We start from the raw sequence: 13,955 nt of genomic DNA on the forward strand, positions 1-13,955 counted from the left end.
GGCCGCCTTTTGGGCCTGGGACAAATTCGATCCATACTGGAGTATCGATTTGTGAAAAAAGGAGCAATAAGGAGCATTTGCTAGAAAAGGTGTGAAAAAAAGAACTATATGCCAAATTATTGCCATATTACAAAGATTTTGTTACAATGGTTCCGGGGATAAGCTGGTTGTTCAATATTTAGAATGTCGTCCTAGTGCTCTGTAACCTCTAAACTTTTGTATCTTGCGCCCGTGTTTTTGCCTGACGGCGTTGTCCCCGCCTTCTTATGACCGCGTCTCGCTGAGCGAAAAACCTCGCCAAGCCATGCTTAATTTTAAGGCTGCAGAGTACTGGATTTAGACGACAAAGATAGTTTTCCAAATGTTTTTATTTTACCAAGAGGGGGTTTTTTGTGTGGAGATTTTGGTTTGCATTAAGCAGGTTCCCGGAACTTCAGAGGTGGAGGTTGACAAAGAAACGGGGGTTCTAAAGCGGGAGGGCATTGACTCTAAGATGAACCCGTATGATTTATATGGCGTGGAAACAGCCGTTAAAATCAAAGAACAAACCGGTGCGCGGGTTACGGTAACGACCATGGGCCCGCCGCAGGCGTCCGAGATTTTGCAGGAAGCATTCATGATGGGCGCAGACGAAGCAGCCCTGTTTACTGACCGTAAATTTGCCGGCGCCGATGTTCTGGCAACTTCCTACACCATTGCACAGGGCATCAAAAAAGTAAATATTCCTGACCTTATTATTTGCGGCAAGCAAACAACAGATGGCGATACGGCGCAAGTAGGCCCGGAGCTGGCTGAATTTTTGAGCATACCGCATGTCGCCAACGTAACCGAAATAATTGAAGTTACCGATAAATCGATTGTTCTTGAAATGGACATGGGCCATAGTGTTGAAGTTGTTGAAATGCTGTATCCCTGTTTAATTACGGTTGAAAAAGGCATTAATGTTCCGAGACTGCCTTCGTTCAAGCTTAAGCTGGCCACGAAAAATAAAAAGATTCCATTTTATAGCCTAAATGATTTCGAAGACAAGGATGAGAAAAAATACGGCTTAAACGGTTCGCCAACGCGCGTTTTAAGAATATTCTCGCCAGAGGCAAATGCCGACCGTGAAACCTGGACAGGCAGCGGTGAAGAGCTGACGGCGAAACTGGTAAAAAAACTAAAAGAACTTAAGTTTGCGTAAGGAGGGACAAGCATGGCCAGAATTGTTATTAATCAAAAATTGGTTACCAAACCGGAAGAATTAGTGAGACTCTGCCCGTTTAATGCGATTGAATGGGACAACGAGTATCTGCAAATAAATGCCGCCTGTAAGATGTGCAAGCTTTGTGTGAAAAAAGGGCCGGCAGGCGTCTTTACCTGTGAAGAGGAAAAAGTTGAGGCAATTGATAAGAGCCTGTGGAGAGGCGTCTGTGTATATGTTGACCATGTAGATGGCGATATTCATCCGGTTACGTTTGAACTCATCGGCAAAGCCAGAGAAATGGCTGCGAAAATCAGCCACCCCGTTTACGTCATTTTTGCCGGCTCGGATATCCTGACTAAGGCTGCTGAAATTTTGCACTATGGCGTGGATGAGGTATTTGTTTATGATGATCCCGAATTAAAGCATTTCCGTATTGAGCCGTATACGGCGGTGATGGAAGATTTTATTCATAACAATAAGCCGTCCACTATTTTGTTTGGCGGTACAAATGTCGGCCGTTCTTTAGCTCCGCGGGTCGCCGCCAGATTCCGTACCGGACTTACGGCCGACTGTACAATTCTCGATATGGATGAAAGCACTGATTTAGCCCAAATTCGTCCGGCTTTCGGCGGTAATATTATGGCCCATATTTATACGCCTAATAGCCGTCCGCAGTTTGCCACCGTGCGTTATAAAATTTTTGATGCACCGGCCCGGAATCAGGAGCAAAGCGGTAAAGTGACGGTCTGCCATTTGCCTGCGGATAAACTGCAATCCCGGATTAAGGTTAAGGACGTCAAAAAGAAAGAAACTGTTCAAACCATTGAAGATGCCGAAATTATTGTAGTGGCCGGCGGAGCGGTCAAGTCCCAGGAAGGTCTTGCATTATGCCGCAGCATTGCCGAAAAATTGGGCGGAATGCTGGCTGTAACCAGACCACTGGTTGAAGCGGGCATTGCTGACCCCAGACTGCAAATCGGGCTAAGCGGCAGAACGGTTAAACCCCGTCTGATCATTTGCGCGGGAGTTGCCGGTTATATTCAATTCGTGGCAGGTATGGATAAATCAGATACCATCATTGCGATTAATACTGATGAGCAGGCGCAGATCTTTAATGTCGCCCATTATGGAATTATCGGCGACGTTTATGAAGTATTGCCTAAGCTGGCCGAACAACTTGGCGCTTAATTGGCCGTAAATTTATCGTAAGGGGTGACAAAACTATGGCTTACAAGAAAATCGATAGTAAAGATATAGAATTTTTAGTATCCGTTGCAGGTAAGGATAAGGTCTTTGTGGGTGATCAGATTCACGAAACGTACAGCCGTGATGAAATCGTGCATGCCGGTAAATATCCGGATGTCGTTGTGGAAGCGGAAAGCACTGAGGAAATTTCCCGGATTATGAAGTATGCCTATGAGCAGGAGATTATCGTAACTCCGCGCGGTCAGGGAACTGGCCTGGCGGGAGCGTCCGTGGCCTTTCAGGGCGGAATTATGATTTCGACGGTGCGCATGAACAAAATCCTGGAGCTTGACGACGAAAACCTGACTTTGACTGTTGAACCAGGCGTTTTGTTGATGGATATTATCAAGTTTGTCCAAAGCAATGACCTGTTCTATCCGCCGGATCCAGGTGAAAAGTCGGCTTCAATCGGCGGCAATATTTCCACCAATGCCGGAGGTATGAAGGCTGTAAAGTATGGCGTAACCAGAGATTACGTCAGAGGCCTGGAAGTCGTTCTGCCGGACGGACGGGTCATTGAAGTTGGCGGAAAGAATGTAAAAAACAGTTCAGGCTATAGCATCAAGGACTTGATTATTGGCGCTGAAGGAACACTGGGCTTCATTACAAAAGCTATTTTAAAGCTGCTGCCCCTGCCTAAGGTTTCTTACAGTTTACTGGTGCCGTTTCCTGATTTGGCGACGGCAATTGAAACTGTGCCTAAGATTATCAAATCCAAATCAATTCCAACGGCGATTGAGTTCATGGAACGTTCGGCGATTGTAGCCGCCGAGGAGTTTTTGGGCAAAAAATTTCCTGACAAGTCTTCCGATGCTTATTTGTTGCTGACTTTTGACGGCAATAAGAAAGAAGAAGTAGAAGACGCCTACGAGAAAGTGGCGCATATTTGCCTGGAGGCCGGAGCTTTTGATGTGTTCATTTCCAATACGCAGGAGCGTCAGGAAACCATCTGGAAGACGCGCGGCGCTTTTCTGGAAGCCATTAAAGCCTCGACAAGCGAACTGGACGAATGTGACGTTGTTGTTCCCAGAAACAAGGTTGCCGAGTTTATTAAATTTACGAATGTACTGCAAAAAGAAATTGATATTCGCATTCAAAGCTTCGGTCATGCCGGTGACGGCAATCTGCACGTTTATGTACTGCGCGATGACCTGCCTGCAGCGGAATGGAAAGCGAAATTAACAAAAGCTTTTGACAGGATGTATGCCAAGGCGGCTGAACTGGACGGATTAACCTCAGGCGAGCATGGCATTGGCTCTGAAAAGAAGCCTTTCCTGGAAAAAGCGATGGGCGAAGACTATATGTCGGTGCTAAAAAGTATCAAGGCGGCATTTGACCCCAAAAATATTCTCAATCCCGGCAAAGTGTGCTAATTGAGAAGGGAAAGCCGTATGTAGGTTTTGATGCTGAAAAGGAGCATAGGGAACATGGAGATAGCACAACTGAAATATATGCTAACGCTGGCGAAACATTTAAACTTCTCTCGCGCTGCAAATGAAGTGTGCGTAACACCCTCCTCTCTATCACAGCAAATTAAGAAACTTGAGAATGAATTAGGAGTCGTCTTAGTCGAGAGAACTACGCGGTCAGTGCACCTGACTTCGGCGGGCGTCGAATTTATTGAAAGCGCTGAAAAAATAGTGGCGCAAATCTCTGAAATTAACGCGATCATGCAAAAATATATTGCTGGGGAAAGCGGAAAGATTTTTGTTGGAAACTGCCCCTTCTTTGAAGCGTACGGTATGAGTACCCTTATTGCCTCATTTCAGAAAAAATACCCGGATATTTCACTGCATTTTTGCGAAGCCGGATGTTTGGAGTTATACTCGTTACTGTGCAATGATAAAATTGATGTGGCATTTTTGCCTGCTTTTGGTGCGTTTAAACCAGAGGATGAGCCTTCGGTCGAAGCTTATCCTCTGGTTGATGACGAATTGGTTATTATTGTAAATTCCGCTCATCCTTTGGCTTCCAGACAGATCATAAATTTAGGGGAGGTTTCACAAGAGAAATTTATTTCTTTTGCCAAATCTTATGACGTTCATCAGGATACTGTTGAAGTCTGCCGTCTTTCCGGCTTTATACCGCAGTTTTCCTATGAAACCCAGTACCCTGATGTTGTTGTAAGGATGGTGGCTGAAGGAATGGGCATCGCTATGCTTTCTTCACGGGTACTTATGAGGATTTTCCTGAAAAACATTGCGGTTATTCGTTTTAAACCAACCCAGCTTAGAACGCTTACCGTTGCTTTTCTTAAGAAGCCTAACCTACTACCGGCTATATTGAACTTTAAGAACTTTTTTATTGCCTGCACAAAAGGGAATAGACTCTATAACCCGTTTAATGCCGGGCTGGCCCGAAAATGAGTTTCTTAACACTGCAACACACTGCAATAATACTACCGGCCCAAGCCGGATTCTTGGCGGATTAAACGATCTTATTGTAGGTAGACATTTAGAATATGTCGTGTTACAATATACATCAAGGATGTAAGATACTAAAAAAATAATATACGATAAGGCAATGAAGCCGTTCCAAAAATGATAAAATCATTTGTTGGTAGGGCTTTTTTTTGTTTTTTGGTTCGCAAAAGGCCTAATAATGATAAAAAAGGATTGATGTTGTGATCGTCTTAGAGAATATTCACAAATATTTCGGTCAGCTGCATGTGCTGAAAGGAGTGGACTTAACGGTTAAATCCGGCGAAAAAGTCGTGGTCATCGGCCCCAGCGGATCGGGCAAGAGCACCCTTATTCGCTGTGTAAATTTACTGGAGAAACCCACGGAAGGGCGGGTGGAGGTTGACAGTGTAAATTTAATGGGTTCCGATGCGGTTGTCGCCAAAGTCCGCCAATCGATTGGCATGGTATTTCAGCAGTTCAATCTCTATCCGCATATGACGGTGATTGAAAATCTGACCCTGGCGCCTACCAGGCTAAGGGGCGTTTCGGTAAGCGAAGCTACCGAATCGGGGCTGGCTTATTTGGAGCGGGTTGGCTTAAGAGAAAAAGCTGAGGCATATCCGTCGCAGTTGTCCGGCGGCCAGCAGCAGCGGGTTGCTATTGCCAGAGCCCTGAATATGAAGCCTAAAATTATGTTGTTTGACGAGCCGACTTCGGCTCTTGACCCGGAAATGATTCAGGAGGTGCTTGATGTTATGATTGGCTTGGCCGGTGAGGGCATCACCATGGTGGTAGTTACCCATGAAATGGGGTTTGCCCGCAAAGTCGCCGACCGGGTCATTTTTATGGATGAGGGCATCATTCTCGAACAAGGGACACCGGAGCATTTTTTCACCAGCCCGCAGCATGAGCGTACGAAATTATTCTTAAGTCGGATTGCTCATGTTTAATTTAAAAATAAGGGAGGCTATGTTAATGAAAAAACTTATGTTATTCATGGTTAGTTTGATTGTGGCCGCCGGACTATTGGCGGCCGGTTGCGGTGGCAGCACTCCTGCCCAGCCGGCGGCAGGCGGAGAAGCTCCCGAAATTAAAGCCATCAAGGACCGGGGCGTCCTGAAAGTCGGTGTAAAAGTTGATGTACCGAAATTTGGCTTTAAGGATCCTCAGACCGGCAAAATAGACGGGCTGGAAATTGATCTGGCAAGAACTTTAGCCAAAAAGATCTTAGGTGATGAAAATAAAATTGATGTACAGGCGGTAACAGCGAAAACCCGTGGCCCGCTGCTGGACAATGGTGAACTTGATCTGGTCATTGCAACTTTTACCATTACGGAAGAACGTAAGCAAAGTTATAATTTTTCCGATCCTTACTTTAGTGACGGCGTTGCGTTAATGGTGAAGAAAAATTCCGGCATTCAAACGTTGAAGGATCTTAATGGCAAGAAAATTGGGGTAGCGCAAAGCGCCACCAGCAAAAAAGCTTTGATCGACGAAGTGGAAAAAGAAGGCTTGAAAGTACAGTTCCTGGAGTTTGGTACTTATCCTGAAATTAAAACAGCGCTTGATTCCGGCCGGGTCGATTGTTTTTCAGTTGACGCCGCTATTCTGTTTGGTTATTTGGATGATTCGACCGTTATTCTTGCTGAGCGCTACAGCCCGCAATTATATGGAATTGCCTCCAAAAAAGCCAACGCCGGCCTGGCTAAGCTGGCCAATGATACGGTAGGAGAAATGAAGTCTTCCGGCGAGCTGGATAAATTGATTCAAAAGTGGGGTCTTAAATAGTGCCAGGTCCTTTTGCCGGTTTTAAATGGCTGGCGGTATTCCGGGACTGGTCCGTTTTTGCCGAAGGATTTGTGATGACCATTGCGATCTCAGTACTGGCGCTGGCTTTGGCCTTATTGCTGGGCATTTTGTTCGGCGTGCTGGGAACGGCGAAATGGAAGCCTTTTCGCTTGCTCAACCGGATTTATGTTGAAGCTATCCAGAATACGCCGCTCGTCATTCAGGTATTCTTTTTATATCACGGATTACCGCATCTGGGCATTATGCTGCCGGTATTTTCGGTCGGCATGCTGGGGGTTGGCGTTTATCATGGCGCATATATTGCCGAGGTTGTGCGCGCCGGTATTCAGGCGATACCGCGCGGGCAGCATGAGGCTGCTTACTCCCAGGGATTTTCCTACTGGGAAGCCATGCGGTATATTGTACTGCCTCAGGCCAAGCGGATGTCTTATCCGCCGTTGACCAATCAGGCGGTCAGCTTAATTAAAAATACTTCCGTTATGGCCATGGTGGCCGGCGGCGATTTAATGTACCATGCCGACTCCTGGGCCAGCACCAACTTATATTATGGTCCGGCTTATGTGGTTACCGGCCTGCTGTATATCGCCATCTGCTTTCCACTGGCCACCTACGCCCGGCGTCTTGAGCGCAAGCTGGAGGTGTCGCTGTGATTCAGGAGCTGTTTCAGACCGAACTGCTTGTCTTTTTGGGGGAAGGCTTGCTGACAACGCTGTATATAGCGGTTGCTTCAATTATTTTAAGCCTGATCTTTGGTACAGTACTGGGCGTGGCCCGGTTTTCCAATCATATTATTTTTGGTAAAATTTCAGTTGTCTATATTGAGGCAGTGCGTAATACGCCGTTATTGCTGTTTATTTTGGCGGCCCGCTTTATGACGCCGCTGCCGCCGGTGCAAGCCGGTGTTGCGGCGATGACGGTATTTACAGCGGCGATTATTGCCGAAGTTGTCCGCGGCGGTTTAAATTCCATTCACCGGGGGCAATGGGAGGCTGCTAAGTCCCAGGGCTTTGGTTACTGGCAGACGCTCCGGTTTATCATATTGCCCCAGGCTTTTCGCAATGTGATTCCGCCACTGGTTTCCCAATGCACCACGGTAGTTAAGGACACTTCTTTTGTGTGGGCGGTTGGGATTGAAGATCTTACCGGAAAAGGAATGATCATTATGGGCAAATATGGCTCCTCAGCGCAGGTTTTCACTATATTTGCGACAATCGCGTTCATTTATTTTGTTTTAAATTATGCGATGTCCAGCTATGCCCGCCAGCAGCAGCGCAAGCTGTTGTACCGCAGTTATTAGTTGAAGTGTAAAGGGCGCCGCCTCAAAATTGAGGCGGCGCCCTTTTTGGTGAAGCGGGGAGTTTTATTGCTGTAAATGGTGTTTTCCATTGGTAACGGCCTTATGGTGGCAATACATAACAGGTAATCATAATATAGAATATGGGAAACTATTTGCTTGAGAGGAAGATCTATATGGCTGAGTATAAAAAACCTAAATGGGCTGAGCCCGAGATAGACGTATGGGAAGATGCCGGGGATGCGCGGCCAGGCGGCCCGGAGGAACGGCCGATCATTATCGGCATAGGCGGGGGGTTTTTCGGTTGTTTTCCCCGCCAGTTTAGCTGCCGGCCGCGTTTTTTCAGTTGTAATCCCCGCCGGCTTTGCTATCCCAGACCGTGTTTTCCAATCTGAAGCATTGTAAATGACAACTGTACCTGTGTGCTGCGGCAGGGGAGGCGCTCCGTGAGGAGAAATGCCTCCCCCTGTCGTGTTTGGCGGCCGGGATTGCCGTTCCGGCTTACTGATCTCAGCGGAAAGATTCAATAATAAAATTTTTAAATTTGGCAGCGGCGGTCGACAGCGGGCGCTGCTTATGCCAGATGACGGCGATGCTGCGATAACATTTGGGATAGGAAATACGCAGAAATTTAATGCGGGCCTGATCAAGGGCCGGACTGTGCGGAATGAGCGCAAACCCCATGTTGGCTTCTACCAAGCCGGCTACCGAGAGAATTTCGGCCCCTTCAAAGGCAATCACCGGCTGGATTCCGGCCTCATGGCAGTAGCGGTCTGTCAATACCCGCAGCCCGTAGTCCTTTCTAAAGGTAATGATCGGATCACCGGCCATTTCGGCCAGTTTAATGGAGCGGCGCTTGGCCAAGGGATGATTGACCGGTACGGCGACAAACAGCTCCTCGTCAAACAGGGGATACCATTCAATGCTGTCTTTAACAAAGGCGGGAGAGCACAGGCATAAGTCGATTTTCCCGGTTTCGAGCTGGTCCAGCAAAACGCTTGTATAATTTTGAAAAAGCTTAAATTGGATATGAGGATTTTTGGTGCGAAAGCTGCTGAGCAGATTGGGAACAATATCAGCTCCCAAAGACAGCAGGAAGGCCAGGGAGATTTCACCGTCAGACAGCTGGAGCATATCCTGGATCACTTGTTTCCCCTCTTCGATTTTTTGTATGGAAATTTCGACGTATTGCAAAAAAATCTGTCCATAGGTGTTCAAAGTGATGGCTTTGCCGCTACGTTCAAAGAGCGGAAAGCCAATTTCCGCTTCTAATTTAGCGATTGAGCGGCTGAGGGCCGGCTGAGAGACCGAGAGGATTTTAGCCGCCTGGGTAAAATTTTGGGTGGCTGCAACCGCTTTGAAATATTCTAATTGATGCCATTCCATTGTAGAACCACCTTTAATGTATAGTTTGGCGCTGAAGAGAGGGTGTTGTCATCAGAAAAAGCAAGAATTCGGGGGAGTTTCAATATTGTTAATAGTACAAGCTAAAACTATATTCGGTAAATCAAGGGATTTTTCCTTGTGCGGAGCCGGAGCGGGACTGATTAATGCAAATCAGGTATGAGGATATGTTTAGAATGCATTGGCAATCTTGTGGAATTGGCGGTAATATAAGAAGAAATCAAACTCTTACTAAATGATTTGAGGCTGATGATGAACGACTATATCAAGATCAATAGCCGACAATATTGGAAAACGATTATTGCCCTGTTTTTGGGAAGCTTTGTTACTTTTGCCTTGCTTTATTCGGTGCAGCCTTTGATTCCCGTTTTTTCTGAGGAGTTTAATGTTCCGCCTTCCTTATCCAGCCTGACCGTATCCCTGGCTACCGGAGGTTTGGCGGTTTCCATGCTGTTCATGTCCGGGCTGTCTGATGCGGTGGGACGAAAACGCATCATGACAATCGCGCTGCTCGGTTCAGCCGGATTAACGGTGTTAGCTGCCTGCAGCACCGGTTTCCTGCCGCTGCTGTTGCTGCGGTTTTTGCAGGGACTGGTTCTCGCGGGGTTCCCGGCAATTGCCATGGCATATATTAATGAAGAATTTGACCCGGCGACAGTGGGGCTGGTGATTGGCATTTATGTAAGCGGCAATTCCCTTGGCGGCTTAGGCGGCCGGCTGCTGGTCAGTGCTTTGACCGACTTTTTTTCCTGGCATGTGGCGCTCGGTTTACTGGGCATTGGCTGCATCGCGCTGAGTCTCTGGTTTTATTTTAATTTACCCAACTCCAAACATTTTACCACAAATAAAATGACCTTCACCGCCCGTCTGGCTTCGCTGCAGGAAGAGCTTAGCCACGGCAAAATGCTGGCGCTGTATGGAACCGGCTTTGCGGTGATGGGATCGTTTATCGCAGTCTATAACTATATCGGTTATTCGCTGATGGCTCCTCCTTATAATCTGAGTCAGACAATTGTCGGCTGTCTTTTCCTCATCTATTTAGTCGGGACCTTTAGTTCAACCTTTATGGGGAAAATGGCGGATGAGAAAGGCAGCGCCACTGTCCTTTGTTTAGCGGTGGGCATCATGCTGGCCGGTGTGTTGCTTACTCTTGCAGTGAATTTATATCTCAAGATTCTGGGGCTGGCAATTTTAACTTTCGGTTTTTTTGGCAGTCATTCAGTGGCCAGCAGCTGGGTTGGTAAATGTGCTGTGACCGGTAAGGCGCAGGCCGCTTCCCTGTATTTGCTGTTTTATTATATCGGCTCGAGTGTAATCGGGACGATCGGCGGAGAATTCCTATTGTGGAATGGCTGGACAGGTGTGGTCATTCTCGTTGGCGCTGTTTTGGCGGGTACCTTTTTGCTGGCGTTATGGCTGTGGGCCAGCGAGCAGAGTGTTGGTTACGCCAAACAGCAGCACTGATTCAGCGGGTTAGTTGATAAAAAAATAGATGTTCAGGCAGTGAGGCCAATATAACAGGATGGTATTCCTGGTATATTGGCCTTTTTTTGTCCGGCGGAAAAACTTATTTCGGCCTGTCAAACGGAAAGTCAGTAATTCTGAGGCGCAAGCCAGGGGTTTTTTAGCGAAGTGACTGGAGGAGGAACTAACATGGTAGGTATTGAGACTGAGGCTTGTAAAGGCTGTGGAATTTGTGCAAAAAACTGTCCGGTAACGGCAATTGAAATACGGGATAAAGTTGCCCGGATCAACAGCTCCTGTGTTGGCTGCGGCGTTTGTATCAGGGTTTGCCCCTTTGCCGCCGTAAGCCGGCAGGAGATTGAGCCGGCGGCGGCGGTCCGTTGTCAGTCCTGTCCGGTGGAGTGCCGGATTCAACCGGGCTTTGAAGGCGCTTGCCGGCGTTATACAAATATTAACGGCGTTCTTGTCCGCAACCGGAGCCTGGTGACGGAAACCATGCTGACTGCAGCCAATCCGCCTCTTTTGCCGGATAAACCATTAATTACGGCGGTGGGGGCCGGCACCTCCTATCCCTGCTGTCGCCCGGCGCCGCATATTGTGGAAGGGGTGGTCAATAATGTAGAGGTCATTACCGTTGTCACCGAAGCGCCGCTTAGCTATAGCGGCATTAAAGTGAAAATTGACGCCAATGTCCATATTGGCGAAGAGGGAGCGCCGGTGCTGTGCGGCGGCGCGGCGATTGGCCTGGTGGATACGGAGGAATATGGCGCCAAGATGCTTTCGCTGGGCGGGGCTAACGTTTTAAGCGGTAAACATGGCTTTATTGCAGCGAGAACGGTGGTCGCCCTGGCGAATGGCGAAAAGGTTTCCCTGCAGGTGGCCAAAGGCAGCCGCCTGGAGTTGCAGGTCGGCCGGGCGCCGGTGATTGACGGCAAAATGCAGACCAGGATGCGGATTGGCTGTGGCAGCGCCACGATTGGCATGTTTGCCAAAGTGTTAAGTCAGGTGGTGGAGGAAGCGATCATTCTTGATCATCACGTGATTGGCCTGTTAAGTGAACACCGGGCCGGGGAAGAGGCGGGGCTTAGCTACCGGGGCATTGTGCCAAACGGCAGGCGCAGTACCCGCGGGCGTTATTTTGGCGAAGCCGGCCATGGCTGGGGCGGCACCAGCATTAGCACGGCGGCGCAGGCGGTTAAAGCGGTCGATATGCGATTGGCCCGGCCCGGCCTGCGGATTCTGGTTACCGAAACCACTGCTCAGCAAGCCGGTTTGCTGGAGGTGCAGGCGGATGGAACTGTCAGGGAAGTGCCGATGACCGACAATGTACAGGCCGTCGTTGACTTAATCGCGGCTAACTGTGAGGAGGCCCGCGTTTCCGCCCTGTATGTGGGCGGCACGGGCGGCAGCGCCCGGGCCGGGGTTACGCAGCACCCGGTCAAACTTTCGCAGGCTGTCCATGATGGCGCTGTCAAGCTGACAATCGGCGGTGCGCCCAGTTATCTTTTGCCAGGCGGCGGCATCAACTTTATGGTTGATGTGGAAAAAGTGGCGCCGCAGGCGTTTACCTGGGTTCCTACGCCGGCTACGGTGGCGCCGGTAGAGTATACCATGACCAAGGAAACCTTCGCCGCCATTGGCGGTCATATGGAGGCCGTCCGTCCGGTTAGCGCCGTCAAGAAGGGGACGACGTCATGATGGAAATGCTGGGCCAGGGCCGGGGCTTTGTGGATTATGGGCCGATGCAAATGACCATTCAGGCGGCAGCGCCGGGGCAGGATGCAAACCGCCTGGTGCAAACCGCAGGCGACTATGCCATGTCGCTGCTCAAGCAGGTCGCCCGGTATAAAATGCTGGCCGCCCGGCCGCAGTCGGAACTGCCGGCTGTGGTGACTGCCCCGCCGGTGCTGCGGCGAATGGTTGAGGCCGTCCGGCAGTCCGGGGACCGGACATTAACGCCAATGGCGGCGGTTGCCGGAGCGATTGCTGATCTTACCGCAGATTATTTGGTACAGCAGGGGGCGGTGAAGGTCATTGCCAATAATGGCGGCGATATTGCGATACGGCTGCAGGCGGGGCAGTCGGTCCTGGTGGGAGTCGCCGCCAGCCGCAATAGCATGGCCGGGCCAACGTTGCTGGTCACCGGGGAAAGCGGCATTGGCGGAATTGCCACCAGCGGTCTGGGCGGCCGCAGCTTTAGCAAAGGAATTGCCACCGCTGCCGTGGCGGCGGCCGGTTCGGCGGCCTTGGCGGATGCCTGTGCAACCAGTATCGGCAATGCGGTTTATACGCCTCATGCCAGCATCCGCCTGGCGTTGGCGGAAGACCTTGACCCTAATACCGATATTCGCGGGCATTATGTGGTTAAAGAAGCGGGCCTGCTGCCGGCAGGCATTATCCAGCAGGCTTTGGCCAACGGCAGGATAAAAGCGGCGCAACTGCTGTCTGATCAGATTATTTGCGGTGCGGCTGTTTTTATTGATGATTGGAGCACGTTTGTTCCCGAAGACTGGCTTTTGGTGAATCAGCGGCTTTCAATATAAAAAATGCAAGGGAGGACAAAGGATGAGTTGGGAAATTTGCAAGGTAGTGACCGTGGTTGAGGAGGTTTATCGCGACGGGCAGAAAGCGGTGGAACACCGGTACAAAAAATGCGCCGCGCTGGCTGTCATCAAAAATCCGTTTGCCGGCAGATATGTAGAGGATTTAAGCCAATTGACCGCTGCCGGGGAATATTTGGGGGGAATTCTGACCCAACAGGCAGTAGCCGCAATGGACGTTGCCCAAGACCAGGTGGAAAGTTACGGGAAAGGGGCGATTATCGGTTCGGCGGGAGAACTGGAACACGGAGCAGCCATTTTACATCCGAAGCTGGGTAAGCCGATGCGGGACGCCGTCGGCGGCGGAAAGGCCATTATTCCTTCGGCTAAGAAAATCGGGGTTCCCGGCACAACGCTTGACGTGCCGCTGCACTATAAGGACGCGGCTTTCGTCAGAACTCATTATGATGCGATGGAAGTGCGCCTGCCTGACGCTCCAAAAGCGGATGAGATTGTGGTAGCCATTGTACTCACTTCCGGCGGCCGCCCTCATCCAAGAATCGGTGGTCTGCAGAAAGATGAGATTACCGGACAGGACGGGCTCAGGTAAG

At 49.5% G+C, this 13,955-nt stretch carries 14 protein-coding genes; 13 read left to right on the top strand and 1 reads right to left on the bottom strand.

All coding sequences use genetic code 11. From position 1 onward, the window contains the following. The first annotated feature begins 394 nt into the window (after window positions 1-394). From BLR06_RS06955 to BLR06_RS06995, 9 genes are all read left to right on the top strand, one after another. Window positions 395-1,183, top strand: coding sequence for an electron transfer flavoprotein subunit beta/FixA family protein (locus tag BLR06_RS06955; RefSeq protein ID WP_092070428.1), 789 nt, complete (start codon window positions 395-397; stop codon window positions 1,181-1,183). Between the two features lie 12 nt (window positions 1,184-1,195). Further along, a complete protein-coding gene (locus BLR06_RS06960) occupies window positions 1,196-2,374 on the top strand; it encodes an electron transfer flavoprotein subunit alpha/FixB family protein (protein WP_092070431.1) in 1,179 nt (392 codons plus the stop codon). 35 nt (window positions 2,375-2,409) lie between these two features. Beyond that, window positions 2,410-3,804: an FAD-binding oxidoreductase gene (locus tag BLR06_RS06965; RefSeq protein WP_092070433.1), complete on the top strand. Its 1,395-nt coding sequence runs from the start codon at window positions 2,410-2,412 to the stop codon at window positions 3,802-3,804. A 54-nt stretch (window positions 3,805-3,858) separates the two neighbouring features. After that, window positions 3,859-4,797 carry a LysR family transcriptional regulator gene (locus tag BLR06_RS06970; RefSeq protein WP_173812800.1) on the top strand — a complete coding sequence of 313 codons (939 nt, stop codon included), beginning with the start codon at window positions 3,859-3,861 and terminating at the stop codon, window positions 4,795-4,797. 257 nt (window positions 4,798-5,054) lie between these two features. Further along, complete coding sequence (locus BLR06_RS06975) at window positions 5,055-5,783, top strand: amino acid ABC transporter ATP-binding protein (RefSeq protein WP_092070439.1); 729 nt, start codon at window positions 5,055-5,057, stop codon at window positions 5,781-5,783. 25 nt (window positions 5,784-5,808) lie between these two features. Further along, complete coding sequence (locus BLR06_RS06980) at window positions 5,809-6,621, top strand: transporter substrate-binding domain-containing protein (protein ID WP_092070443.1); 813 nt, start codon at window positions 5,809-5,811, stop codon at window positions 6,619-6,621. Then, entirely contained in the window at window positions 6,621-7,292 is a 672-nt protein-coding gene (locus BLR06_RS06985; RefSeq protein ID WP_092070446.1) for an amino acid ABC transporter permease, read from the top strand. Before BLR06_RS06980 ends, BLR06_RS06985 begins: the two co-directional genes overlap by 1 nt. After that, window positions 7,289-7,939, top strand: coding sequence for an amino acid ABC transporter permease (locus tag BLR06_RS06990; protein ID WP_092070449.1), 651 nt, complete (start codon window positions 7,289-7,291; stop codon window positions 7,937-7,939). The genes BLR06_RS06985 and BLR06_RS06990 overlap by 4 nt, the downstream gene beginning before the upstream one ends. Before the next feature lie 173 nt (window positions 7,940-8,112). Then, the gene (locus BLR06_RS06995) at window positions 8,113-8,331 is read left to right on the top strand and encodes a hypothetical protein (protein WP_092070452.1); all 219 of its coding nucleotides are present in this window, start codon (window positions 8,113-8,115) and stop codon (window positions 8,329-8,331) included. 115 nt (window positions 8,332-8,446) lie between these two features. On the opposite strand, the gene BLR06_RS07000 is transcribed toward BLR06_RS06995, so the two are convergent. Further along, entirely contained in the window at window positions 8,447-9,322 is an 876-nt protein-coding gene (locus tag BLR06_RS07000) for a LysR family transcriptional regulator (protein ID WP_092070455.1), read from the bottom strand. Between the two features lie 267 nt (window positions 9,323-9,589). Here BLR06_RS07000 and BLR06_RS07005 point away from each other — a divergent pair, with 267 nt between their 5' ends. The 4 genes from BLR06_RS07005 to BLR06_RS07020 all read left to right on the top strand — a co-directional run bounded on the left by BLR06_RS07005 (window position 9,590) and on the right by BLR06_RS07020 (window position 13,954). Then, window positions 9,590-10,804 (top strand): MFS transporter, encoded by a 1,215-nt coding sequence (locus BLR06_RS07005; protein WP_340148017.1) that lies wholly within the window; start codon window positions 9,590-9,592, stop codon window positions 10,802-10,804. 189 nt (window positions 10,805-10,993) lie between these two features. After that, a complete protein-coding gene (locus BLR06_RS07010) occupies window positions 10,994-12,502 on the top strand; it encodes a DUF362 domain-containing protein (RefSeq protein ID WP_092070460.1) in 1,509 nt (502 codons plus the stop codon). Next, window positions 12,499-13,347 carry a hypothetical protein gene (locus tag BLR06_RS07015; protein ID WP_092070463.1) on the top strand — a complete coding sequence of 283 codons (849 nt, stop codon included), beginning with the start codon at window positions 12,499-12,501 and terminating at the stop codon, window positions 13,345-13,347. Before BLR06_RS07010 ends, BLR06_RS07015 begins: the two co-directional genes overlap by 4 nt. Before the next feature lie 22 nt (window positions 13,348-13,369). Continuing rightward, entirely contained in the window at window positions 13,370-13,954 is a 585-nt protein-coding gene (locus BLR06_RS07020; RefSeq protein ID WP_092070466.1) for an amino acid synthesis family protein, read from the top strand. The last annotated feature ends 1 nt before the right edge of the window (window position 13,955 follow it).

Source organism: Dendrosporobacter quercicolus, assembly GCF_900104455.1.
GTDB lineage: Bacteria > Bacillota > Negativicutes > DSM-1736 > Dendrosporobacteraceae > Dendrosporobacter > Dendrosporobacter quercicolus.